Annotated in this window: 21 protein-coding genes and 1 pseudogene; 8 read left to right on the top strand and 14 right to left on the bottom strand. The window is 70.1% G+C overall.

Annotation, left to right across the window (positions count from 1 at the left end; genetic code table 11):
* Positions 1 to 4: 4 nt before the first annotated feature.
* The 6 genes and pseudogenes from QFZ27_RS02780 to QFZ27_RS02755 form a co-directional block, all read right to left on the bottom strand.
* Positions 5 to 367 carry a hypothetical protein gene (locus QFZ27_RS02780; protein WP_429224555.1) on the bottom strand — a complete coding sequence of 121 codons (363 nt, stop codon included), beginning with the start codon at positions 365 to 367 and terminating at the stop codon, positions 5 to 7.
* 154 nt (positions 368 to 521) lie between these two features.
* The gene (locus QFZ27_RS02775) at positions 522 to 1,607 is read right to left on the bottom strand and encodes an AI-2E family transporter (RefSeq protein WP_429224554.1); all 1,086 of its coding nucleotides are present in this window, start codon (positions 1,605 to 1,607) and stop codon (positions 522 to 524) included.
* A gap of 35 nt (positions 1,608 to 1,642) precedes the next feature.
* Positions 1,643 to 2,251: a uracil-DNA glycosylase family protein gene (locus QFZ27_RS02770; protein ID WP_429224553.1), complete on the bottom strand. Its 609-nt coding sequence runs from the start codon at positions 2,249 to 2,251 to the stop codon at positions 1,643 to 1,645.
* An 87-nt stretch (positions 2,252 to 2,338) separates the two neighbouring features.
* Positions 2,339 to 2,755 carry an alkaline phosphatase PhoX gene (locus QFZ27_RS02765; RefSeq protein WP_429232411.1) on the bottom strand — a complete coding sequence of 139 codons (417 nt, stop codon included), beginning with the start codon at positions 2,753 to 2,755 and terminating at the stop codon, positions 2,339 to 2,341.
* A gap of 118 nt (positions 2,756 to 2,873) precedes the next feature.
* Positions 2,874 to 4,052: pseudogene (locus QFZ27_RS02760) on the bottom strand (PhoX family protein); the annotation flags it as partial.
* A 351-nt stretch (positions 4,053 to 4,403) separates the two neighbouring features.
* A complete protein-coding gene (locus tag QFZ27_RS02755; RefSeq protein WP_429224552.1) occupies positions 4,404 to 5,138 on the bottom strand; it encodes an NAD-dependent deacylase in 735 nt (244 codons plus the stop codon).
* 75 nt (positions 5,139 to 5,213) lie between these two features.
* Between QFZ27_RS02755 and QFZ27_RS02750 the strand changes: the two genes are divergently transcribed.
* Genes QFZ27_RS02750 through QFZ27_RS02740 form a run of 3 tightly spaced genes read left to right on the top strand, consistent with a single transcriptional unit; the run spans position 5,214 to position 8,034 of the window.
* Complete coding sequence (locus QFZ27_RS02750) at positions 5,214 to 6,101, top strand: EcsC family protein (protein WP_429224551.1); 888 nt, start codon at positions 5,214 to 5,216, stop codon at positions 6,099 to 6,101.
* 49 nt (positions 6,102 to 6,150) lie between these two features.
* Positions 6,151 to 7,182 carry an isopenicillin N synthase family dioxygenase gene (locus QFZ27_RS02745; RefSeq protein WP_429224550.1) on the top strand — a complete coding sequence of 344 codons (1,032 nt, stop codon included), beginning with the start codon at positions 6,151 to 6,153 and terminating at the stop codon, positions 7,180 to 7,182.
* Positions 7,183 to 7,215: 33 nt separating this feature from the next.
* Positions 7,216 to 8,034 (top strand): MetQ/NlpA family ABC transporter substrate-binding protein, encoded by an 819-nt coding sequence (locus tag QFZ27_RS02740; RefSeq protein WP_429224549.1) that lies wholly within the window; start codon positions 7,216 to 7,218, stop codon positions 8,032 to 8,034.
* Here the strand turns inward: QFZ27_RS02740 and QFZ27_RS02735 are convergent.
* Positions 8,015 to 8,926: a LysR family transcriptional regulator gene (locus QFZ27_RS02735; RefSeq protein WP_429224548.1), complete on the bottom strand. Its 912-nt coding sequence runs from the start codon at positions 8,924 to 8,926 to the stop codon at positions 8,015 to 8,017. The two genes, QFZ27_RS02740 and QFZ27_RS02735, sit on opposite strands and share 20 nt — an antisense overlap.
* 125 nt (positions 8,927 to 9,051) lie before the next feature.
* Here QFZ27_RS02735 and QFZ27_RS02730 point away from each other — a divergent pair, with 125 nt between their 5' ends.
* Both QFZ27_RS02730 and QFZ27_RS02725 read left to right on the top strand, forming a co-directional pair.
* A complete protein-coding gene (locus QFZ27_RS02730) occupies positions 9,052 to 10,041 on the top strand; it encodes an aldo/keto reductase (RefSeq protein ID WP_429224547.1) in 990 nt (329 codons plus the stop codon).
* 48 nt (positions 10,042 to 10,089) lie between these two features.
* Positions 10,090 to 10,554, top strand: coding sequence for a low molecular weight protein-tyrosine-phosphatase (locus QFZ27_RS02725; protein WP_429224546.1), 465 nt, complete (start codon positions 10,090 to 10,092; stop codon positions 10,552 to 10,554).
* On the opposite strand, the gene QFZ27_RS02720 is transcribed toward QFZ27_RS02725, so the two are convergent.
* A complete protein-coding gene (locus tag QFZ27_RS02720; protein WP_429224545.1) occupies positions 10,551 to 10,976 on the bottom strand; it encodes a VOC family protein in 426 nt (141 codons plus the stop codon). The genes QFZ27_RS02725 and QFZ27_RS02720 overlap by 4 nt on opposite strands.
* A 71-nt stretch (positions 10,977 to 11,047) precedes the next feature.
* Between QFZ27_RS02720 and QFZ27_RS02715 the strand changes: the two genes are divergently transcribed.
* Positions 11,048 to 11,683, top strand: a complete 636-nt coding sequence (locus tag QFZ27_RS02715) for a TetR/AcrR family transcriptional regulator (protein ID WP_429224544.1) — start codon at positions 11,048 to 11,050, stop codon at positions 11,681 to 11,683.
* Here QFZ27_RS02715 and QFZ27_RS02710 read toward each other — a convergent pair.
* A complete protein-coding gene (locus QFZ27_RS02710) occupies positions 11,625 to 13,163 on the bottom strand; it encodes an MFS transporter (RefSeq protein WP_429224543.1) in 1,539 nt (512 codons plus the stop codon). The genes QFZ27_RS02715 and QFZ27_RS02710 overlap by 59 nt on opposite strands.
* Before the next feature lie 186 nt (positions 13,164 to 13,349).
* On the opposite strand from QFZ27_RS02710, the gene QFZ27_RS02705 reads away from it, so the two are divergent.
* Positions 13,350 to 14,225: a LysR family transcriptional regulator gene (locus tag QFZ27_RS02705; RefSeq protein WP_429224542.1), complete on the top strand. Its 876-nt coding sequence runs from the start codon at positions 13,350 to 13,352 to the stop codon at positions 14,223 to 14,225.
* Here the strand turns inward: QFZ27_RS02705 and QFZ27_RS02700 are convergent.
* Positions 14,222 to 15,157 carry a LysR family transcriptional regulator gene (locus QFZ27_RS02700; protein ID WP_429224541.1) on the bottom strand — a complete coding sequence of 312 codons (936 nt, stop codon included), beginning with the start codon at positions 15,155 to 15,157 and terminating at the stop codon, positions 14,222 to 14,224. The genes QFZ27_RS02705 and QFZ27_RS02700 overlap by 4 nt on opposite strands.
* A gap of 103 nt (positions 15,158 to 15,260) precedes the next feature.
* Here QFZ27_RS02700 and QFZ27_RS02695 point away from each other — a divergent pair, with 103 nt between their 5' ends.
* Positions 15,261 to 16,124, top strand: coding sequence for an NAD(P)H-binding protein (locus QFZ27_RS02695; protein WP_429224540.1), 864 nt, complete (start codon positions 15,261 to 15,263; stop codon positions 16,122 to 16,124).
* A gap of 3 nt (positions 16,125 to 16,127) precedes the next feature.
* On the opposite strand, the gene QFZ27_RS02690 is transcribed toward QFZ27_RS02695, so the two are convergent.
* The 4 genes from QFZ27_RS02690 to QFZ27_RS02675 all read right to left on the bottom strand — a co-directional run bounded on the left by QFZ27_RS02690 (position 16,128) and on the right by QFZ27_RS02675 (position 20,853).
* A complete protein-coding gene (locus tag QFZ27_RS02690; protein WP_429224539.1) occupies positions 16,128 to 17,003 on the bottom strand; it encodes a carbohydrate ABC transporter permease in 876 nt (291 codons plus the stop codon).
* Positions 17,000 to 17,890, bottom strand: coding sequence for a carbohydrate ABC transporter permease (locus tag QFZ27_RS02685; protein ID WP_429224538.1), 891 nt, complete (start codon positions 17,888 to 17,890; stop codon positions 17,000 to 17,002). The genes QFZ27_RS02690 and QFZ27_RS02685 overlap by 4 nt, the downstream gene beginning before the upstream one ends.
* Before the next feature lie 188 nt (positions 17,891 to 18,078).
* Positions 18,079 to 19,425 (bottom strand): IS4 family transposase, encoded by a 1,347-nt coding sequence (locus tag QFZ27_RS02680; protein WP_429224333.1) that lies wholly within the window; start codon positions 19,423 to 19,425, stop codon positions 18,079 to 18,081.
* Positions 19,426 to 19,578: 153 nt separating this feature from the next.
* Positions 19,579 to 20,853, bottom strand: coding sequence for an ABC transporter substrate-binding protein (locus QFZ27_RS02675; protein ID WP_429224537.1), 1,275 nt, complete (start codon positions 20,851 to 20,853; stop codon positions 19,579 to 19,581).
* Positions 20,854 to 20,937 lie beyond the last annotated feature (84 nt).

Here is a 20,937-nt window from a genome sequence, read left to right as displayed (position 1 = left end):
GGGTCTATGGTTTCGCCCCTTCCTGGATCGATCGGATCGTCCGTTCGTTCAGCCTCTTGAAATCCGCGACCAGGCCGTCGCAGTCGGGCGTCGAGCCGTAGCAGCTGACCCTCATCACCAAGCTGATGGTGCCGTTGGCTTCCGTTTTCGGTTCCCGACAAACAACGGCCGGGTGGGGCCTGTGTGCGCGCGTGGTGAATGTCCAGACGGCCGATCCCCGCGTGTCTGCGAAGGCAACATAGTCGGCCTCGTCCGCGATCTTCCTATAGCGAACGTCTCGCTCCATCGATCGCAGGGCCGCCTCTATTCTGCCGCTTCTTACGCGGCCGGTCGGATCATCTGCCGGCGCCTCGATGCTGGAAAACATGGGGTCGCAATTCTGAGCGAGCGCTCGGCCAGTTCCGGGTCCGGCGACGCATGCAAGGGCTATCGCCAGGATTCGAATCGAGACCATCGACCTCACCGATACACCATGGCCAGCCCCGGAGGCCGGCAGGGGTCAAAGCTTATTCCGAATCACCTCACCCCTCCAGCAGGTGGCCGAGGGCGCGCAGGGGGCGCAGGCGGTCGCACACGATCTTGGTGATCGCCAGCATCGGCACCGCCAGAATGGCGCCGGGAACGCCCCACATCCAGTACCAGAAGATCAGGGCCAGGATCACCGCGACCGGGTTGATGGTGAAGCGCCGGGCCAGCACCATCGGCGTGATCCATTCGCCCTCGGCGACATGGATGCCGAGATACAGCGCCGCGGGCAGGGCCGCGATCCAGGTCGGGCCGTCGGCCACCAGCCCGACCGCCAGGAACAGCGCGACGCCAAAGAACGGACCCAGGATCGGCACGAAGTTCAGGCAGAAGGCGACCGCGCCCCACAGCACCGGCGCCGGGATGCCGCAGGCCCACATCACCAGCGCCGTGGCGACGCCGACGACGGCGTTGATTACCGTGACGGTCAGGAGATAGGCGGACAGGTCGCGCTCGATCTGCAGCGAGATCGACACCGCCTCCCGCTTCTCCATGAAATTGGGCAGGATCTCGACGAAGCGGCGCAGGAAGATGTCGCCGAACACCAGCAGGTAGAACAGGATCAGCAGCGTTTCGAACAGGTGCGAGGCGACGGTGCTGGTGCCGGCGAAGACCGCGGTGACGATGTCGGTCGGGTGTTCCAGCAGCGTGCCGACGCCGCCGAAATGCAGCCCCATCTGCTCCAGCCGTTCCTGAAGCTGGTGCAGCGGGTCGACGATGACGGCGAACTTGGCCTGCAGGGCCGACCATTCATTCGACAGGTTGCCGGCCCATTCGGCGGCCGGGCTGGTCAGCAGCGCGCCGATGCCGGCGAAGATCGCCAGCAGCAGCAGGATAGCGGCGATGGCACCGATCGCGCGCGGAATCCGCGCCTTCTCCAGCAGCCGGACCAGCGGCTGCAGCAGCAGCTTCAGCACCACGGCCAGCACGATCGGCAGGACGATGTCCCGGGCGACATACAGCGCGGCCGTCAGCGCCAGCAGGCACAGGATGCCGAGGAAGACCGTCTTCGGATCCTGCGGCAGCGGCATCTCCGGAAAATGGCCGTTGCCGTTGCGCCCATGGGCGGGGTCGACAAGCATGGGCTGGTCCTGCGGCGACGGAGGTAGGGCGGCCATCAGGCGTCGCCCACCAGCGCGGCAGCGGTCCTGACCCGCAGCACCGGCAGGAGGTCTGCCTCGAACCACGGGTTGCGCTTCAACCAGCCGGTGTTGCGCCAGCTCGGATGGGGCAGGGGCAGGAATTCGGGCAGGCAATCGCGCCAGGCGGCGACCGTCTGCGCCACGCTCGGCTGCCGTCTCGGGCCGAGGTAGTAGGCTTGGGCCAGGCCGCCCACCAGCAGGGTCAGCCGGATCCCGGGCAGCAGCGGCCGCAGCCGGGGATGCCAGGTCTCGGCGCAGATCCGCGGCGGCGGATAGTCGCCGCCCTTCGGGTTGGTGCCGGGGAAGCACAGCCCCATCGACACCAGCGCCACCCGGTCCTCGTCGTAGAAGGCGTCGCGGTCGAGGCCCAGCCATTGCCGCAGTCGGTCGCCGCTGGCATCGGTCCAGGACAGGCCGGAGGCCTGCACCCGCGCGCCCGGCGCCTGGCCGACGATGAGAAGACGTGCGGTCGGGGTGGCGCGCAGCACCGGGCGCGGCGCATGCGGCCACCGGCCGGCGCAGATCCGGCAGGCCCGCGCCGCCGCCACCACCGCCGTCAGATCGTCCGTCGCCGCAATTGCCATGCACCCGATCTAGGCCGTTCGTGGCCCGGGGCCAAGCGCGTGTGATGTCCGGTCACGGATGCGCCGGCCGCAGGGCCGGCCTCAGCATCAGCTGCCGATCGGGCCGCCATCCGTGCGGCGAATCACGATCACCGAGGGCCGGGGCGGCACGCCATCGCGGAAATCCGGCCAGCGCGTGGTCACGGCTTCCAGCGTCTCGGAATCCTCGCCCGGATGCTGCACCGACAGGAACATCGTGCGGCCATCCGGGGTGAAGCAGGGGCTGCTGCATTCCGACCCGCGCGGCGGCGAATAGAACAGCTTCGGTAGCGCCCGGCCGGGCCCCTCGGTGTCGAGGACGTAGAGCGCGTCGTTGAAGCCGGCATCCGGCGGGCCGTCGGTGCAGACATACATCCGGCCGGCCGGGTCGAAGGCGATGTTGTCGGGATCGGTGAACCAGCCATTGGCCGAGGTGCCCGGGTGGTAGCGCGCCTGGGCCTCGGGCTTCGTCGGATCGCCGCACAGGATGAAGATATCCCAGCCGTAGCGGGCGGCGGCGTGGTCGATGCGGCCGTCGGTGGGCGGGCGGCATCAACTCCAGCACATGGCCTTCGGGGTTCGGCGCACGGGGGTTGGCCACGTTGATCTGCCCTGCCTCGCTATCCTCGTTCTCGGTCAGGGCGACGTAGATCTTGCCGGTGACCGGGTTGACCGTGAAGCCCTCCGGCGAATCCATCGGCGTGGCCCCGGCCAGGTCGGCGGCCAGCCGCGTCTTGATCGCGACGTCGCCCTGGCTGGCGAAGCCGTTCTCCGCGGTCAGCTTGCCTTCGCCCTGCATCAGCGGCAGCCAGTCCAGCGTGTGGTCAGGGTTGAACCGGGCGACATACAGCGTGCCCTCGTCCAGCAGGTCGCGGTTGGCGGCGCGGTCCTGCGGGTTCCACGGCCTGGCGGTGACGAATTTGTACAGGTAGTCGAAATCATGGTCGTCGGCCATGTAGACCACCACGCGGCCATCCGGGGCGACGACGCAGCCGGCATTCTCATGCGCCATGCGGCCCAGCGCGGTGCGCTTCACCGGCTGCGCCTCCGGGTCGTAGGGGTCGATCTCCACCACCCAGTCGAAGCGATGCGCCTCGTTCGGCTCACGCTCATAATGGAAGCGGTCGTGGAACCGGCCCCAGCCATAGCCGTCCTCGGCCTCGTCGGCGCCATAGCGGGCCAGCAGCGCCGCATGCTCGCTCTTGGTCGGGTCGCCGCCGAACCACCCGTCGAAGCCCTCCTCGCAGGACAGCACGGTGCCCCAGGGCGTCATCCCGCCATTGCAGTTGTCGAAGGTGCCGAGGACGGTGCGCCCCTCCGGATCCGCGGCGGTGCGCATCAGCGGATGGCCTGCGGCGGGGCCGGAGATGCGGATCGGCGTCGCCGGCGTGATCCGGCGGGCATAGCGGCTGCCGGGCATCACCTGCCAGCCCGCGCCGTCGTCCCGGACCTCGATCACCGAGCAGCCGATCGCGGCCATGGTGACCGCGACTTGCGGTTCGGTCAGCTTTTCGCCGGCGTCGTCCTCGGTCAGGCCGGGCCACATCAGCTGCGGGTTCGGATACTCATGGTTGACGAACAGCAGCCCGTGGTCGGACCCGCCCGACCCGATCGGCAGCGGCAGATAGACCAGCAGGTCGTTGTTGATGCCGAACTGCCGCTCGGCCGCCGCGGCGGTCATGGCCGCGGGGTCGAACTCCGGCGCGTCCGGCAGCAGCTTGTCGCCCCAGCGGATCAGCACCTTGCGGTCGTAGCCGGTAGCGATGTGGTCGCGCTCATCCATCACCCGCGTCAGCTCGGCGAAGCCCGCGCTGCTTTCGGCCGCCTCGGCGCGCCCGCCGGGCAGGGCCAGGGCGGCGATCGTGGCGGCGGAGCCGAGCAGCAGGCCGCGGCGCGACAGGCTGGCCCGCACCAGGGCGGACAGCGGCGGTGCCTCGACCGCAGCTGTCCGCCGGACGACCCGGCCCTTGTCGGTCGTGGCGTAGCGGCCGGCGGGCAGGCCGGCGAGGCGGCGCCGGGCGCGGAGGCGCTTGGTCATGGTGGGATCCTGGCTGGAGCGGACGCGGGATCCTCCGCCGGCTCGGCGATGGCCGGGTGACGGCACGATGAAGTTTTGGTGACGGCGCGGTGCCCGTCAGCGCTTCGGGAATTTGCCCGCCAGCAGCGCCTCGACCAGTTCCGGCACCAGCCGCGTCGCGGGTCCCTGGCGGCGGATGTGGAACAGGCCGGAACCCTCGCCCGGCTCCAGGTTCAGCTCCACTGTCAAAGCCCTGGCGTCCAGCGCCTGGTGGACGAAGGCGGCGGCCGGGTAGACGGTGCCGGAGGTGCCGATCGACACGAACAGCCGGCAGCCGGCCAGCGCCGCCTCGATCTCTTCCATCGCCAGCGGCATCTCGCCGAACCAGACCACGTCGGGCCGCATCCCGCCGGCCTCGCCGCAGCCGGGGCAGGGGGTGTCGACCGACAGGTCGCCGGCCCAGTCGCGCCCGGCGCCGCAGGACAGGCAGCGGGCGCGGTTCAACTGGCCATGCATGTGGACCGGCCGGCGGCTGCCGCCGCGCTCATGCAGATCGTCGACATTCTGGGTGACCAGCAGCACCGGGCCCGGCCAGTCGCGCTCCAGCCGGGCTAGCGCGGCATGCGCCGCGTTCGGCTGCACCGCCGGGTCGGCCAGGGTGCGGCGGCGGGCATTGTAGAAGTCGTGCACCCGGTCCGGGTCGCGCTCGAAGGCCTCGGGCGTGGCCACATCCTCGAGCCGCACGCGGGTCCACACCCCGCCGGCGTCGCGGAAGGTGTCGAGGCCGCTCTCCTTCGAGATTCCGGCCCCGGTCAGGATCACGATCGGATCGCCGGGCTCGATTCGCTTCATATGTGGATGATGATGGCGGCGGGGCCGGGGCTCAACGGCCCTTGTCGACGCGCCGCGACCCCCAATGTCTTGGGTATGACCGACGCTGCGGCACTGCCCGTCCCGCTGTTCCTGCCGTCGGGCGCCATGGCCGAGCTGGCCGAGGCGAAGGTGGTGCTCGACCATGATTCGCTGGTGGCGCGTCTGTCGGCCCTGGCCGGGACGCCGGTCGAAGCGCTGAAGCGCAACCTGCCGGCCGAGGTGCAGTCCGTGCTGGACGGCGCCATCCGCCGCGCCCTTGCCGTCGCTCTGAGGGCGGCGCTGCGCGGCGGCTCTGGCCGCCGGGTGCGGCGCCGGCGGGAGACCTGGCTGCATCGCGGTCTGGCCGCGGCCAGCGGGGCCGCGGGCGGCAGCTTCGGCCTGCCGAGCACGCTGGCGGAGCTGCCGGTCTCCACGGTCCTGCTGCTGCGCCAGATCGCGGCCGAGGCGAAGGCGGCGGGGGAGGACCCGACGGCGCCGGAGACCGCGATCGAATGCCTGAAGGTCTTCGCCATGGGCCGGCCCGGCCCGGCCGACGACGCGGTCGAGACCGGCTATCTCGCCACCCGGATCGCGCTGGCCCGGATGGTGCCGGACGCGGCCGCCAAGGTGGTGCCGCGGCTGGTCGCTGCGGTCGCCGCCCGGTTCAGCGGGACGGTTCTGCTGAAGCTGTCGGCCCAGGCCGCCCCGGTGCTGGGCGCGGCCGCCGGCGCCGCGGTCAACCTGACCTTCCTGGAGCATTTCCGGCGTCTGGCGCGGGCCCATTTCACCGTGCGGCGGCTGGAACGGATCCACGGCGCCGCCGCGGTGCGGCTGGCCTATGAGAGCCTCCGGCCGATGCCGGCCCCCGACCTGCCGGAGAGGCGCAGCCTCCGCCTGATCCGACGAGCCAGCAATAGCATTGAAAAATTGTTATATAAATCTACACGCAACAAAGATATGTGAATTAGCGGGTCGCGCGATCGCGTGCCGTTCCCTTCTGCCCGAGGCTGCCATGACCACCGCCACCCTCGCCTTGCCGCTGCTCGACCTGTCCCGGCTCGATGCCGGCCAAGCGGCGCGCCAGGACTTCCTGGACCAGCTGCGTGCGGCGGCGCGGGATGTCGGCTTCTTCTATCTCAGCGGGCATGGCGTGCCGGAGGCGCTGGTGGCGCAGGTGAAGGCCGAGGCGCGCCGCTTCTTCGCGCTGCCGGAGGCCGACAAGCTGGCGATCGAGATGGTGCATTCGCCGCATTTCCGCGGCTACACCCGCGCCGCCTGGGAGCGGACTTGCGGCGAGCCGGACTGGCGCGAGCAGTTCGACATCGGGGCGGAGCGGCAGGCGATCCCGCCGGGGCCGGACGTGCCGCCCTGGCTGCGGCTGCAGGGCCCGAACCAGTGGCCGGCGGCGCAGCCGGAGCTGAAGACCGCGCTGCTGCGCTGGCAGGCGGAACTGACCCGGGTGGCGATCCGCCTGCTCGAGGCCTTCGCCGCGGCGCTCGGCCAGGCCGGGGACGCGCTGGCGCCGATCTACAGCGACAGGCCGAACCAGCACATCAAGATCATCCGCTACCCCGGCCGCGAGGCCACCGGCAGCAGCCAGGGCGTCGGCGCACATAAGGATTCGGGCTTCCTCACCCTGCTGCTGCAGGACACTCAGCGCGGCCTGCAGGTCGAGGGCGAGGACGGGCGCTGGATCGACGCCGAGCCGGTGCCCGGCACCTTCGTGGTCAATATCGGCGAGCTGCTGGAGCTGGCGACCAACGGCTACCTCCGCGCCACGGTGCACCGGGTGATCACGCCGCCGGCCGGCACCGACCGGCTGTCGGTCGCCTTCTTTCTCGGCGCCCGGCTCGACGCCACCGTGCCGCTGCTCGACCTGCCGCCGGCCCTGGCGGCGGAGGCGCGCGGCCCGGCCAGCGACCCGCAGAACCCGCTGTTCCACGATGTCGGCCCGAACTACCTGAAGGGCCGGCTGCGCTCGCACCCCGACGTGGCGCAGCGCCACTACGCCGACGTCCTGGCGGCCCAAGCCGCCACCGCCTGAACACGCCGCGCCACCCGAACCCACAGGTCCATCATGATCCGTACCTTGACCGCCCGCCTGGCGCGGGCGGCGATCGCTGCCGCCTTGCCTTTCGCCTTGGCCGGCGCCGCCCTGGCCCAGGACGCGCCGCTGAAGGTCGCGGCCGACGCCGTACCGCATGCCGAGATCCTGGCCTTCGTGCAGAGCCAGGCGCCCGACCTGAAGCTCGACATCGTCGAGCTGTCGACCGCGGTGAATCCCAACGAGCTGCTGGCGCATGGCGACGTCAACGCCAACTATTTCCAGCACCTGCCCTATCTGCGCTCGCAGGAGGAGGCGCTGGACCAGAATTTCGCCGTCGCCGCCACCGTGCATATCGAGCCGCTGGGCGTCTATTCGCGCAAGGCCAAGAGCTTCGCCGAGGTGAAGGACGGCGGCACCGTGGCGGTGCCGAACAACGTCACCAATCTCAGCCGCGCGCTCTACCTGCTGCAGGATCAGAAGCTGATCCGGCTGAAGGACGGCTTCGCCGAGCCGGACAAGCAGCTGGCGACGCCGAACGACATCGCCGAGAACCCGAAACACCTGAAGGTGCTGGAGGTTGAATCGGCGTTGCTGCCACGGGCGCTCGACGATGTCGACCTGGCGGTGATCAACGGCAACTACGCGCTCGAGGCGGGCCTCAGCCCGGCCAAGGACGCGCTGGGGCTGGAGAAGGCCGAGGGCAACCCCTACGCCAACATCCTGGTGACCACGCCGAAGCTCGTAGACGATCCGCGGATCAAGCGACTGGCCGAAATCCTGACCTCGCCGGCCGTGGCTAAGTTCACCCGCGAGCGCTACCAGGGATCGGTCATTCCCGTGAACGGCTGACGGTGTCGGCGCGGATGAAGTCGATGAAGGCGCGCAGCGCCGCCGGCATCTGACGCTGGCGTGGGTAGTACAGGAAGAAGCCCGGAAAGGGCGGCGTCCAGTCCAGCAGCAGCGGGACCAGCCGCCCTTCCGCCAGCTCCGCCGTGACCATGCCTTCGAACACGAAGCCCAGGCCGGCGCCGTCCAGCACCGTCCGGATCAGGAGCCGCTGGTCGTTGTTGACGATCAGCGGCCCGTTCGGGCTGACCGTCAGCTCCCGGCCATCCTTCTCGAACTCCCACGCATAGACCACGCCGCTCGGGAAGCGATAGCCGAGGCAGGCATGCTCGGTCAGGTCGCGTGGCGTTTGCGGTCGTGGCCGCCGGGCGAGATAGGAGGGGGCTGCGATCACGATCATCCGCTGCTCGCCGCCGAAGCGCACCGCCACCATGTCGCGCTCCAGCTGCTCGCCCAGGCGCACGCCGGCATCGAAGCCGCCGGCGACGATGTCGATCAGGGCGCTGGTGACCGCGATTTCCAGCCGGATCTCCGGATAGGCCTCCAGGAACCGCGCCACCATCGGCGCCAGGACCAGCTCCGCCGCCGGGATCGAGGTGGTGATCCGCAGCGAGCCGGCCGGCTGGCGGCGGAACTGGTCGATCTCCCCGACGGCGCCCTCGATGTCGCGGAAGGCGGGCTCCAGCCGGGCCAGCAGCCGCTTGCCCGCCTCGGTCGGCGTGACGCTGCGGGTGGTGCGGTTCAGGAGGCGCACGCCCAGCCGCTCCTCCAGCCCGCGGATCGCATGGCTGAGCGCGGAGGCGGACAGGGCCAGTTCGATCGCCGCGCGGCGGAAGCTGCAGTGCCGCGCCACCGCGGCGAAGGCGGCCAGGTCAGGCAAATCGGGGCGAAGCATTACTGAATCCTGCTCATCAGCTCATACGCATATCTGCTGGTTATCGCATGATTGCCCAATCCCCATTCTCCAGCCGTGCCGCGGCGGTCCGCGCGACCGGCGGCCTCGGAACCAAGGAGAACACCATGGACAGACGCTTTCTCGGCCAGGACGGCACCACCGTCTCCGCCATCGGCCTCGGCTGCATGGGCATGTCCGAATTCTACGGCCCGCGCGACGACGCGCAGTCGCTCGACACCCTCGCCGCGGCGCTGGAGCACGGCATCGATTTCCTCGACACCGCCGACATGTACGGGTCGGGGCACAATGAGGAACTGGTCGGCCGCTTCCTCAAGGGCCGGCGCGACAAGGTGGTGCTGGCCACCAAGTTCGGCATCGTGCGCGAGCCCGGCGTCGCCGGGCGGCGGATCGACAACTCGCCGGCCTATATCCGGGCGGCGGCCGAGGCCTCGCTGCGGCGCCTGGGCACCGATGTCATCGACCTCTACTACATGCACCGCCGCAACACCGACGTGCCGGTCGAGGATGCGGTCGGCGCCATGGCCGAGCTGGTGCAGGCCGGCATGGTGCGGCAGATCGGCCTCTCCGAGGTGTCGGTCGAGACGCTGCGCAGGGCCCATGCCGTGCATCCGATCGCGGCGGTGCAGAGCGAGTATTCGCTGTGGACCCGAGATCCGGAGCGGAACGGGGTGCTCGAGGCCTGCCGCGACCTGGGGACCACCTTCGTCGCCTATTCGCCACTCGGCCGCGCCTTCCTGGCCGGGGCGGTGACCGACACCTCGTCCCTGGCCGCGGACGACTTCCGCCGCGTCAATCCGCGCTTCGCCGGGGACGCGCTGGCGCAGAACCGGCGCTTGGCCGAGGCGCTGACGGATTTCGCCTTCGATCTCGGCGCCAAGCCGGCCCAGGTGGCGCTGGCCTGGTTGCTGGCCAGGCAGGACAACGTGGTACCGATCCCGGGCACCAAGCGCCGCGCCTATCTGGCGGAGAACGCCGCCGCCGCCGCGATCCGGCTGACGGCGGAACAGGTGGCGGTGCTGGACGCCCTGTTCGCCCCTGAGTCCGTCGCCGGCGCGCGCTACTTCGAGGAAGGAATGAAGGACATCGGTCTCTAAACCATCGGCCGGCTTGCCGCCTGGGCACGTCCCGACTATCCAGGCGGCATGCGCATCCTGTTCGTCTGCACCGGCAACATCTGCCGCTCGCCGACCGCCGAGGCGGTGATGCGGGCCAAGCTGTCGGCCGCGCGGCTGGACCACACGGTCGACAGCGCCGGCACCCAGGGCTTCCATGCCGGCGAGCCGCCGCACCCGCCGGCGATCCGGGCGGCGGCGGCCCGCGGCTACGACCTGCTGCCGCTGCGCGCCCGCAAGCTGGAGCGGGCGGATTTCCGCCGCTTCGACCTGCTGCTGGCGATGGACCGCGGCCATCTCGCCCGGATGCGCCGTCTGACCGTCGCCGGCCCGGGCCGCATCGGATTGTTCCTCGATCACGCGCCGGGGCTGGAGGGGCGGGACGTGCCCGACCCCTATTACGGCGGCAGCGCCGGTTTCGAGCAGGTGCTGGACCTGGTCGAGGCCGGCTGCGACGGGCTGGTCGCGGCGCTGCGCGCGGGACGCCTTGGCTAGGCCGGCACGCTGCCGGGCGCATACTGCGTTTCGTACTCAGCCGTCGGGGCGGTCGGCTTGATGATGTCGATCAGCACGCCGTTCGGGTCCTGGGTGATGAAGTGGCGCTGGCCGAACGCCTCGTCGCGCAGCTCCAGCAGCATCGGCAGCCCCGCCGCCTTCAGCCGCTCGTATTCGGCATCGACATCCTCGACCTCGAAGTTCAGCAGCAGTCCGGAAACCCGGCCGCGGCCGATCGCGGGGATGGTGTGGTGGCTGCCGTCGAGGATGGCGAGGTTCACCTGCTCGCTCTCTACCGATTGCAGATGGACGTACCAATCAGCCTCGAACAGGGGGCGGAAGCCGAAGTGGCGGACGTAGAAGGTGGCGGTCGCCGCGACCTCGGACGTCATGATCACCGGATAGACGCTGGTAGTCTTCATGGATTTCTTCACCTGGATGCCGCAACATGCAGGCTGCATGTTTCTTTCTAATTAACATACAGGCTGCATGTATGCAACAGGAGGGCCGCCGGAGCAACCGGGACCGCTCGGACCGGACCCAGGCCGCGCTGATCGCGGCGGCGCGCGGGTTGTTCGTCGAGCGCGGCTATGCCGAGACCGGGACGCCGGAGCTGGTGGCCGCGGCCGGGGTCACCCGCGGGGCGCTGTATCACCACTTCGCCGACAAGCAGGCACTGTTCCAGGCCGTGGTGGAGTCGGAGGCCGCGGCGGTGGCGGAGGAGGTCGAGCACGCCGCGCCGGCTGGCCTGCCGCCGCTCGAGGCGCTGCTGGAGGGCGGCGACGCCTTCCTCCGGGCCATGGCGGTGCCGGGCCGGACCCGTCTGTTGCTGATCGAGGCTCCGGCCGTGCTGGGTCGCGAGAGGCTGGACCAGATCGACGCCCGGCATGGCGGCCGGACGCTGCGCGAAGGGCTGGCGGCGGCGATGGCGGCCGGGGCGCTGCGCCCGTTGCCGCTGGATGCCGCCGCCCAGTTGCTGGGCGCCGCTTATGACCGCGCTGCGCTCGCCATCGTCGGCGGGGCCGATCCGGCGGAGTGCCGCGCGGTGCTGGTGGCGCTGATCGACGGCCTCACGCTTCCGCGGTCAGCGCCCGGCACGACCGGCGCGGGCCGAAGATCGCGAAGCTGACGGCGGCCAACGCCCAGGCGCCGATGCCGCCATACAGCATCACCCAGCCGAAGCCGTCGACCAGCGCGGCGTGGGCGGCGGCTCCCGTCGGATCCAGCGTCGCCAGCGCCGGGTAGGTTTGCGGCAGCGCGGCGAGGTTGCCCGCGGCGACGGAAGCGGCCAGCGCCTGCATCTGCGAGGCGTCGAGGACGCCGGACAGGGCGTCCGGTAGGGACCAGCGGATCCCTTCCACCAGGATCAGCCCCATCATGGCGATGTTGATGGCCAGCGTGATCAGCCGGGCGCTGATGTCGATGCCGGACGCCATGCCCGCCCGGTTGGCGGGGACCGAGCCGGTGGTGGTGTTGGTCACCGACGTGTTGGTCAGGCCGAGCCCGATGCCGGCCAGCAGCGTGCCGGGCAGCACGGTCAGCCAGCCGGCCTGCGCGACGCAGCTGCCGAACCACATCAGCAGGAAGCCGGTGCCCATCGTGGCCATGCCGAGCGGGATCACCAGGCGCGGGCCGCCGCGCTGCAGCAGGCGGTCGGCCAGCGGCGGCATCACCAGGAACGGGATGGTGTAGGCCAGCAGCAGGAAACCCACCGCCCGGCTGTCGAGGCCCAGTCCGCCCTGGAAGTAGATCGGCAGGTAGATCATGAACGGCCAGTAGCACCAGTTCATGCCGATGCAGCCGATGATCGCGCCGCTGAACCGGCGGATGCGGAACACCGAGAAATCGAACATCGGATGCGGGCTGATCCGCTCCGCCACCACGAAGGCGGTGAAGGCGGCCACGGTCAGCACGGCAAGGCCGATCGCGGTGGTGCGGTCCAGCTCTGTCGCCTGGGTGATCAGGAAGGCCAAGCCGAACACCGCCAGGGTCAGGGTGACGATGCCGGCGACGTCCAGCTTCTGGGCGTGCGGGTCGCGCGATTCGCGGATGCCGATCAGGGCCGGGATCAGCGCCAGCACGGTCAGCGGCACATGGACCAGGAACACCCAGTGCCAGCTCGACCAGCTGGCGATCAGCCCGCCGATGATCGGGCCGAAGCCGAGGCCGATGCCGCTGATCACGCCCCAGGCGGTGAAGGCGCGGCCGCGCTCGCGCTCGTCCTGGAATTGATGCGAGATGATCGCGATCACGCAGGTGAGCATGGCGCCGCCGGCCAGGCCCTGCAGGAAGCGGGCGGCGATCAGCAGCGACACGTCGTCGGCCAGGCCGCACATCAGCGAGGTGGCGCCGAAGGCGATGGTGGTGATGGTGAAGACGCGCTTGCGGCCGTAGCGGTCGGCCAGGGTGCCGGTTGCCATCAGCACCGTGGTGCAGGCGATGGTGTAGGCGTTCATGATCCATTGCAGCCCGCGGAAATCGGCAGGCAGCGCGGTCTCCAGCGTCGGCAGGATCACCGGCACGCTGGAGATCTCGAGGCCGAACATCAGCGCAGCCAGGCAGACGCCGACCAGGGCGGCCATGTTCCGGGCGGAGGGTGAAAGAGCCATGATCCTCTCTCGAAGCGACAAGCCGCGCCGCCGCGCAAAGGGCTTGCGCGAACCGGTGCCGGCGCGGCGGAGGGTGTGGGGTGGGGCCGCTTGATCAGGCCTGGATCCGACTCTGGCCAATCCGCTTTCATGATGGAAATGATTTAATTTTGTGGCGTCCATTTTCCGCCATCATATATTTAGCCTATGGATTTCGACCCCGCCCTGCTGCGCGCCTTCGTTGCCGTCCACGATGCCGGCGGCTTCACCCGTGCGGCCGAACGGCTGCACCTGACCCAGTCGGCGGTCAGCCACCAGATCCGGCGGCTGGAGGAGCAGGTGGGCCGGCCGCTGCTGCTCCGGACCACGCGCAAGCTGCTGCTGACCGAGGACGGCCAGGAGTTCCTGCGCCATGCCGAGCAGATCCTGCAGGCGCAGGACATGCTGACCCGTCGCTTCCTGCCCTCCGCGGTTTCCGGCGTCGTCCGCTTCGGCGTGCCGGAGAACTTCATGGGCGACCGGCTGCCGTTGCTGCTGCGCCGCTATGCCCGCGATTTCCCCCAGGTGCGGCTGGAGGTGGCGGTCAGCGTCTGCCTGGACCTGCGCGCCAAGGTCGAGGCGGGCGAGCTCGACCTCGCCGTGGTGATGTCCCTGCCGGGCGAGACCGGCGGCACGGTGCTGCGGCGGACGCAGTTCGTCTGGGCCGCGGCCGAGGGCTTCGACTGGACGGCGGGTACGTCGCTGCCGCTCGCCCTTGCCCCGCCGCCCTGCCCCTGCCGCGCCATCGCCGTCGACGCCATCACCGCTTCGGCCGTCGAGTGGCATGTCGGCTTCACCTCGGGCAACCAGCACGGGCTGCGGGCGGCGGTGCTGGCCGGGCTGGCCGCCTCGATGATCGCCCGCGACGAGATCGAGCCGGGGATGAAGATCCTCGACGGCCGCCACGGCCTGCCGCCCCTGCCGGAGGTGGAGTTCGCCCTGATCTGGCGTCCCGGCACCACCTTGCCCTGCGCGCGCGAGCTCGGCCGGCTGATCGTGGACTCGGCGGAGGCTGCGCCGGCGTACCTCGCCCGGGCGGTCTAGGCGGCGTCCTGTGCCGCTGCTGCGGCGCCCGGCCCCAGGCGCGACTGCACGAAGTCGATGAAGGCGCGCACCTTGGCCGGGGGCAGGTGGCGCGACGGGTACAGCGCGTGCAGCGGGAAGCTCTCGCCGGTCCAGTCCGGCAGCAGCTCGACCAGCTCGCCCCGGTCGATCAGCCGCTGCACGCCGATCGCCTTGACCCGGGCGATGCCCACCCCCTCCAGACAGGCACCGAGCATGGTGCCGAACTCCGCCACCATCAGCCGGCCCGTCGCTCGCACCTCCACCGCCTCGGCGCCGCGCCGGTACGGCCAGGTGTCGATCGGCTGGCCGGAGGCGGAGTCGCGCACCTGGATGCAGGCGTGGCGGGCCAGGTCGGCCGGGACCAGCGGCCGGCCATGCGCGGCGACATAGGCCGGCGAGGCCACGGTGATCGTCCGCGTCTCCAGCAGCTTGCGCGACACCAGTGCGGAGTCCGGCGGGTGGCCGAAGCGCACGGCGATGTCGAAGCCTTCGCCCACCAGGTCGCCGAGCTGGTCCTTGGCCACCAGCTCGAGGGTGAGGTCCGGGTAAAGCGACAGGAACTCCGGGATATGCGGCGTGAACAGCAGGCGCGAGAAGAAGGCATCGACATTCACCCGCAGCCGGCCGCGCACGGCGATGGCGGAGCCGGAGGTGACGGTCACCGCGTCCTCGATCCCGGTCAGCAGCGGTGCGATCTCGGAATAGAGGCGGCGGCCTTCGTCGGTCAGGGCGACGGCCCGGGTGGTGCGGTCCAGCAGCCGCACCCCGACCCGCGCCTCCAGCCGCGCCACCGCCCGGCTGACGCCGGAGCGGGACAGGCCCAGCGCCTCGGCCGCGCGGGCGAAGCTGCCGCCTTCCACAACCGCGGCCAACACGCCGATCGTCGAGATCACCCGTCCGTCGAAGGCCATCGCTCCCTCCGTTGATTCTGAGTCACCAGTCTTATGACTCAATGGCGCTCACGGCAACGATCCGGCGCGCCTAGATCTTCGGCATCCGCTGAAGGAGATCAGGATGTACGCGATCACGGGAATCACCGGCCAGGTGGGCGGCGCGCTCGCCCGGCATCTGCTGGCCGCCGGGGAGGCGGTGCGCGCCGTGCTGCGCGATGCGCGCAAGGGCGAGGACTGGGCGGCGCAGGGCTGCGAGGTCGCTCTCGCCGACATGGCGGATGCGGCCGCCCTTACCAAGGCATTCGCCGGGGCGACGGCCGTCTTCATCCTGCCGCCCTCGGACTTCGACCCGGAGCCCGGCTATCCCGAGGCGCGCCGGGTGATCGCGGCGGTGGTGCAGGCGCTGCAGGCTGCCCGGCCGGGCCGGGTGCTCGCCCTCTCGACCATCGGCGCCGATGCCGCGCAGGACAACCTGCTGTCGCAGCGCACGCTGCAGGAGGCGGCGCTACGCCGCGTGTTCCTGCCGCTGACGATCCTGCGGCCGGCCTGGTTCGTCGAGAACGCGGCCTGGGACGTGGCCTCGGCGCGCGACGAGGGCGTGATCCACAGCTTCCTGGCGCCGACCAATCGGCCGGTGCCGATGGTCGCGACCGCGGATATCGGACGCGTCGCGGCAGAGCTGATCCGCGAGGACTGGGCGGGCCAGCGCGTGGCCGAGCTGGAGGGGCCGCGCCGGGTGTCGCCGGACGACTTGGCCGCCGCCTTCGCCGCCACCCTCGGCAAGCCGGTGCGGGCCGAGCCGGTGCCGCGCGAGATCTGGGAGGGCCTGTTCCGCTCGCAGGGCATGAAGAACCCGGTGCCGCGCATCCGCATGCTCGACGGCTTCAACGAAGGCTGGATCGAGTTCCGCGACGGCGGTCGCCACGCGCTGAAGGGCCGGATCGAGGCTGCCGAGGTGATCGCCGGGCTGGTCGTCCGCGGCTGAGGCCTACCCCTTGATCGCCCCGGCGGTCAGGCCAGCGACGATCTTGCGCTGGAAGATCAGCACCAGGACGATCAGCGGCAGCGTCACCACCACCGAGGCCGCCATGATCGGGCCGAAGGGGTACTCGTAGCGGCTGCCGCCGGAAATGGTGGCGATCGCCACCGGCACGGTCCGGTTCTCGTCCGACAGGATGAAGGTCAGGGCGAACAGGAACTCGTTCCAGGCCTGGATGAAGGCCAGGAGGCCGGTCGAGGCCAGGGCCGGGCCCATCAGCGGCAGCAGCACGCTGACCAGCACCCGGCCGCGGCTGGCGCCGTCCATCAGCGCCGCCTCCTCCAGCTCGCGCGGGATGTCCTGGATGAAGCCGGTCAGCACCCAGACGGTGAAGGGCAGGGTGAAGATCAGATAGGCGAAGGTCAGCGACCCGATCCGGTTGTACAGGCCGAACCAGCGCACCAGCTCGAACATCCCGGACAGCACCACGATCTGCGGGAAGATCGAGATCATCAGGATCAGCAGCAGCACCGTCCGCCGCAGCGGGAAGTCCAGCCGGCCGAGCGCATAGGCGGCGCCGATGGCGAGCAGCAGCGAGATCCCGGTGGCCGAGCCGGCGACGATCAGCGAGTTGACGATCGAGCCCAGGAACACCGGGTCGTGCAGCAGCGCCTTGTAGTAGATCAGGTCGAAGGCCGGCAGCAGCGTCGCCTCGAACAGCGACGCCCCGGTCTTCAGCGAGGACACGATCGCCCAGTAATAGGGGAACAGGGTGTAGACCAGCACCAGGATGACGGCGCAGCCGAGCCCGACGGTCTTCAGCAGCCGGCGCCGGCGATACCGGGCGGCGGTCCGGGCCAAAGTGGGGGCGGCCGCGACGGTCATCGGATGCTCGTCCGGTCCAGCCGGATCGCGCCGATGATGACGATGGCGATCAGGGCGATCAGCAGGAACACCCAGGTCGACGCGGCCGAGCCGTAGCCCAGTTCCTGGAAGCTGACCAGCTGGTTGCGGGCATAGATCGTCATGGTCATGGTCGGGTCGCCATTGCCGCCGAGGACGTAGCTCAGGTCGAACATGCGCAGCGCGTCGAGGGTGCGGAACAGCACGGCGACGCCGATCGGCACCCGCAGCATCGGCAGGGTGATCGAGGTCAGGCGCTTTCCCCACGACACGCCGTCGACCCGTGCCGCCTCGTGGATCTCGGCCGGGATCAGCTGCAGCCCGGCCAGGATCAGCAGCACCATGAAGGGCGTGGTGATCCAGACATCGACGAAGATGACGACGCCCAGCGCCAGCGACGGGTCGGCGGTCCAGGCCACGCCCTTGTCGATCAGATGCAGGTCGATCAGCAGGCGGTTGATGATGCCGAACTGGTCGTGCAGCAGCCATTCCCAGATCTTAGCCGAGACCACGACCGGGATCGACCACGGCACCAGGATGGCGGCGCGCAGAACGCCGCGGCCGGGGATCGCCTCGTTCAGCAGCAGGGCGATGGCGAGGCCCAGCAGCGTCTCCAGCGCCACCGAGACGATGGTGAAGACCAGCGTGTTCTCGACCGCCCGCCACCATTGCGGGTCACGGGCGACGTCGATGAAGTTGTCGAGCCAGACGAAGCCGTAATTGGTCGGGTCGTCCAGGGTGGCGTCGGTGGTCGAGAAGAACAGCGTGCGCAGCAGCGGCCACAGCGCCACCAGAGTCAGCGCCGCCAGCGTCGGCGCCAGGAACAGCCACCCCGCCCGCCGATGCGATCGGGCGATCCGGCCGGTCATCGAGGACGCTCCCCAGTCGAGTCCCCCCTCCCCTTGCGGGAGGGGGTTAGGGGGAGGGGGTTCTCTCGGCCTGAGCCGGCGATGAAATTGAGGAGGTCAGTGCGGCTGGTGCACGTGGCCAAGACCATTCGCGCGCGGACGCGCGCAGACCCCTCCCCCTGCCCCCCTCCCGCAAGGGGCTACGGGATTCACGGAAGTTTTGCCTGTGTTGCGAGGGCATAGCCATGGAGCATAGGGGCGAGCCGTTTCCATCCATTGTGCATGGTTTTGGGACCCGGTGGCTTGCCGTAGCAGTTCCATCCGCCGAGGCGAGCGGTGACCCAGGAGAGGAAGGCGAGGCTGGTGGGGGCATGGGGGTTCTTCTGGCGCGGGGTGTTGCCTTCGAGGGATCGAGAGATGGCGGCAAGTGGAGCGAGGAGGTCGGGATCGACCACGTCGGTGGCCGGCCTGGGGCTGCCGTCGCGGGCATCGACGAGTTGCAGGGTGCGGACTGCGGCGGCCAAGCCCATGGCGGCGAGGATGAACAGCCGCTCGGCATCGGCGAGTTGAGTGTCTTCGAGGCCCAGGCCATCGCTCTTGAGGGCACGAAAGACCTGCTCGATGCGCCAGCGCAGGCGATAGAGATCGATGATCTCGGTGGCGGCGTCGGCGCCGTCGGCGGGATGGGTGGTGAGCAGGCGCCAGGCGATGGCCTGCTTCGGGTCGGGCGGATCGATCTCGATGGCCTGGACCAGCGTCAGGGTTACGGTGCGCACCGCGCCCGGTTCGGCCTTGCGGCTCTTCGGACGGGCGATCTGCACGCTGCCCGCCTTGATCGCGAGGGTCGCTTCACGGCTGCGCTCGCCCGGTCGGCTCGGCGGCACCAGGATGCGGCGGCGCGTCAGCTCCGGGGCATCGTCCAGGGCGGCGAACAGCCGGCCGCCGCCGGCCAGGCTGCGGTTCTGCGCCGACCGGAGGATCAGGTCGAGATTGTCCGGGCGCTCGGTGAACAGCTCCCAGATGTCGCTCTCGCGGTCGGCGATCATCGTCACCGCCGCCGCCTCGGCCAGCACCCGGGCCGCGGTGGTGCAGCCGTCGTGCCAGCGCATCGATTCCTTTTCCGCCAGGGCCCGGCCACGCCGCTCGCCCACCGGCACCGAGCCTCGCGTCCAGATCTGGGCCCCGACCAGGCCGATCACCGCCTCTTCCTCCACATCCACCGCAATCACCGGATGCAGGAAGAAGCCGGGGTCCTTCCCGTTGCCCCCAGGACCCAGCCCGCGCCGCTTGGCCGCCCGACCCTTGAAGTTGACCTCGCTCGTATCCTGGATCGCCACCACCCGGCGCCCCACACACTGCTGGGCTGTCCGCGACGCCAGCGTCTCCACGATCCCTTCCACCGAGCTGTACGGCGACGACAAAAACCGGTGCACCGCCATCTCTCCGGCCCGCGTCCCGCCAAGCTCGCGCACCACCAGCGATCCCGTCGCCACGATCTGCTCGATCAACCACTCGGCTCGCGCTGCCACCCGGATGTCGCCCAGCCCAAACGTCACGGCAAAGTCTCCTCTCGGCTTGACTTCGCCTTGAATCACACCTCCCTCCACACGCAAATCACTTTCGTGCATCCCGTAGCCCGCAAGGGGAGGGGAGACTAAAAGGGAAGGGCTGGTCGAAGGAGACAGCACCTGCTCAGCTCTTCGCGACGATCACCACTTCGCCCGCTGGCGCAGGCGATCCAGCTCCTTGGCCAGCGCAGCCACGGCGGCGGCGGGCTGCTCGTCGCCGGTCAGCACCGCGTGCACCGACTTCGAGAAGGCCTGCGACACCCGGTTGTAGCTGGCGCCGGTGGCGGCGGAGGGGCGGGCGACGCTGTCGGCGAAGGCGGCCTCGGTGTCCTTCAGGAAGGGCAGCTTGGCCAGCACCTCCGGATCCTCATACAGCGCCGAGACGGTCGGGTTGTAGGCGCCCTGGATCGCCCGGCGCTTCTGGTCGGCGGCGCCGGTCATGTAGCGGATCAGGCTGACCGCCGCGTCCTTGTTCTCGGAGTATTTCGACACGCCGAGATAGGCCGGCCCCAGGCAGCCGCTCGACTTCTCGCCGGCGGCGCCGACCGGCAGCGCCGCCACCCCGACCTTGCCGACCAGGGCGCCGCCCGCGGCCTGCGAGGTGCCCCAAACATAGGGCCAGTTGCGGAGGAACACCGCCTTGCCGCTCTCGAACACGGCGCGGGAGCTCTCCTCGTCATAGCCCAGCACGCCCTGCGGGCTGATCGTGTCGATCCAGCCATGCGCCAGGGCCAGCGCCTGGGCTGCCTTCGGGTTATCGATGGTGACGTCACCCTTGGCGTCGATGATGGTGCCGCCGCCGGTGCTGGCGACCCATTCGATGGCGTCGCAGGTCAGCCCCTCATAGGATTTGCCCTGCCAGACGAAGCCCCACATGTCGGCGTCGCCGGCCTTGCGCTCGCCGTCCTGCACCGCCTTGGCGGTTTCGGTCAGCTCGGCCCAGGTCTTCGGCACCGCCTTGCCGTACTTCTCCAGCAGGTCCTTGCGGTAGAAGATCAGGCCGGTGTCCATGTACCAGGGCAGGGCCAGCAGCTGGCCATCGATGGTCGCGGCGTCGATCGTGGTCGGGAAATGCGCCGCCACCTCCTCCTTCGGCACCATCGTGCCGAGGTCGAGCAGATGGTTCTTCAGCATGCCCATCCAGATCACGTCGATCACCAGCACGTCGACATCGGTCGACTTCGCCGCCAGCATCTGCTGGTACAGCGGCACGGCGTCGTCCCAGGACGCCGGCATCTTGTTGATCGAGACGGCGTTGCCGCTCCGCTTGGCCCAGGCCTCGGCGGCGCTGCTGCACAGGTCGTAATCGGTGGCGCCGCAGAACAGCTTCACCGTCGCGGCCTCGGCATCGGCCCCGGTCCCGGCGGCGGCGAAAGCGGCCAGCGCGGCGGTCAGGGATAGGGTGGCAATCTTCACGGGTCCCTCCGTTTCAAGCCCCTGTTTGAAATCTCTTGTCGTTACCGGGCGGGTTGGTCCCGCCGCTCCCGGTCCGGCCCTGGC

The organism is Inquilinus ginsengisoli (assembly GCF_050434925.1).
GTDB lineage: Bacteria > Pseudomonadota > Alphaproteobacteria > DSM-16000 > Inquilinaceae > Inquilinus > Inquilinus ginsengisoli_B.
Note: the sequence above shows the minus strand (reverse complement) of the source record. Positions and strands in the feature narration are given on the sequence as shown.

What these genes read in the sequence shown, in the direction of transcription:
- QFZ27_RS02775 (WP_429224554.1), bottom strand. Translation starts at nt 1,607, where the DNA reads ATGCTTGTCGACCCCGCCCATGGGCGCAACGGCAACGGCCATTTTCCG.
- QFZ27_RS02690 (WP_429224539.1), bottom strand. Translation starts at nt 17,003, where the DNA reads ATGACCGTCGCGGCCGCCCCCACTTTGGCCCGGACCGCCGCCCGGTAT.
- QFZ27_RS02755 (WP_429224552.1), bottom strand. Translation starts at nt 5,138, where the DNA reads ATGAAGCGAATCGAGCCCGGCGATCCGATCGTGATCCTGACCGGGGCC.
- QFZ27_RS02740 (WP_429224549.1), top strand. Translation starts at nt 7,216, where the DNA reads ATGATCCGTACCTTGACCGCCCGCCTGGCGCGGGCGGCGATCGCTGCC.
- QFZ27_RS02770 (WP_429224553.1), bottom strand. Translation starts at nt 2,251, where the DNA reads ATGGCAATTGCGGCGACGGACGATCTGACGGCGGTGGTGGCGGCGGCG.
- QFZ27_RS02695 (WP_429224540.1), top strand. Translation starts at nt 15,261, where the DNA reads ATGTACGCGATCACGGGAATCACCGGCCAGGTGGGCGGCGCGCTCGCC.
- QFZ27_RS02725 (WP_429224546.1), top strand. Translation starts at nt 10,090, where the DNA reads ATGCGCATCCTGTTCGTCTGCACCGGCAACATCTGCCGCTCGCCGACC.
- QFZ27_RS02710 (WP_429224543.1), bottom strand. Translation starts at nt 13,163, where the DNA reads ATGGCTCTTTCACCCTCCGCCCGGAACATGGCCGCCCTGGTCGGCGTC.
- QFZ27_RS02745 (WP_429224550.1), top strand. Translation starts at nt 6,151, where the DNA reads ATGACCACCGCCACCCTCGCCTTGCCGCTGCTCGACCTGTCCCGGCTC.
- QFZ27_RS02685 (WP_429224538.1), bottom strand. Translation starts at nt 17,890, where the DNA reads ATGACCGGCCGGATCGCCCGATCGCATCGGCGGGCGGGGTGGCTGTTC.
- QFZ27_RS02735 (WP_429224548.1), bottom strand. Translation starts at nt 8,926, where the DNA reads ATGCTTCGCCCCGATTTGCCTGACCTGGCCGCCTTCGCCGCGGTGGCG.
- QFZ27_RS02700 (WP_429224541.1), bottom strand. Translation starts at nt 15,157, where the DNA reads ATGGCCTTCGACGGACGGGTGATCTCGACGATCGGCGTGTTGGCCGCG.
- QFZ27_RS02715 (WP_429224544.1), top strand. Translation starts at nt 11,048, where the DNA reads ATGCAACAGGAGGGCCGCCGGAGCAACCGGGACCGCTCGGACCGGACC.
- QFZ27_RS02705 (WP_429224542.1), top strand. Translation starts at nt 13,350, where the DNA reads ATGGATTTCGACCCCGCCCTGCTGCGCGCCTTCGTTGCCGTCCACGAT.
- QFZ27_RS02730 (WP_429224547.1), top strand. Translation starts at nt 9,052, where the DNA reads ATGGACAGACGCTTTCTCGGCCAGGACGGCACCACCGTCTCCGCCATC.
- QFZ27_RS02750 (WP_429224551.1), top strand. Translation starts at nt 5,214, where the DNA reads ATGACCGACGCTGCGGCACTGCCCGTCCCGCTGTTCCTGCCGTCGGGC.
- QFZ27_RS02720 (WP_429224545.1), bottom strand. Translation starts at nt 10,976, where the DNA reads ATGAAGACTACCAGCGTCTATCCGGTGATCATGACGTCCGAGGTCGCG.
- QFZ27_RS02780 (WP_429224555.1), bottom strand. Translation starts at nt 367, where the DNA reads ATGTTTTCCAGCATCGAGGCGCCGGCAGATGATCCGACCGGCCGCGTA.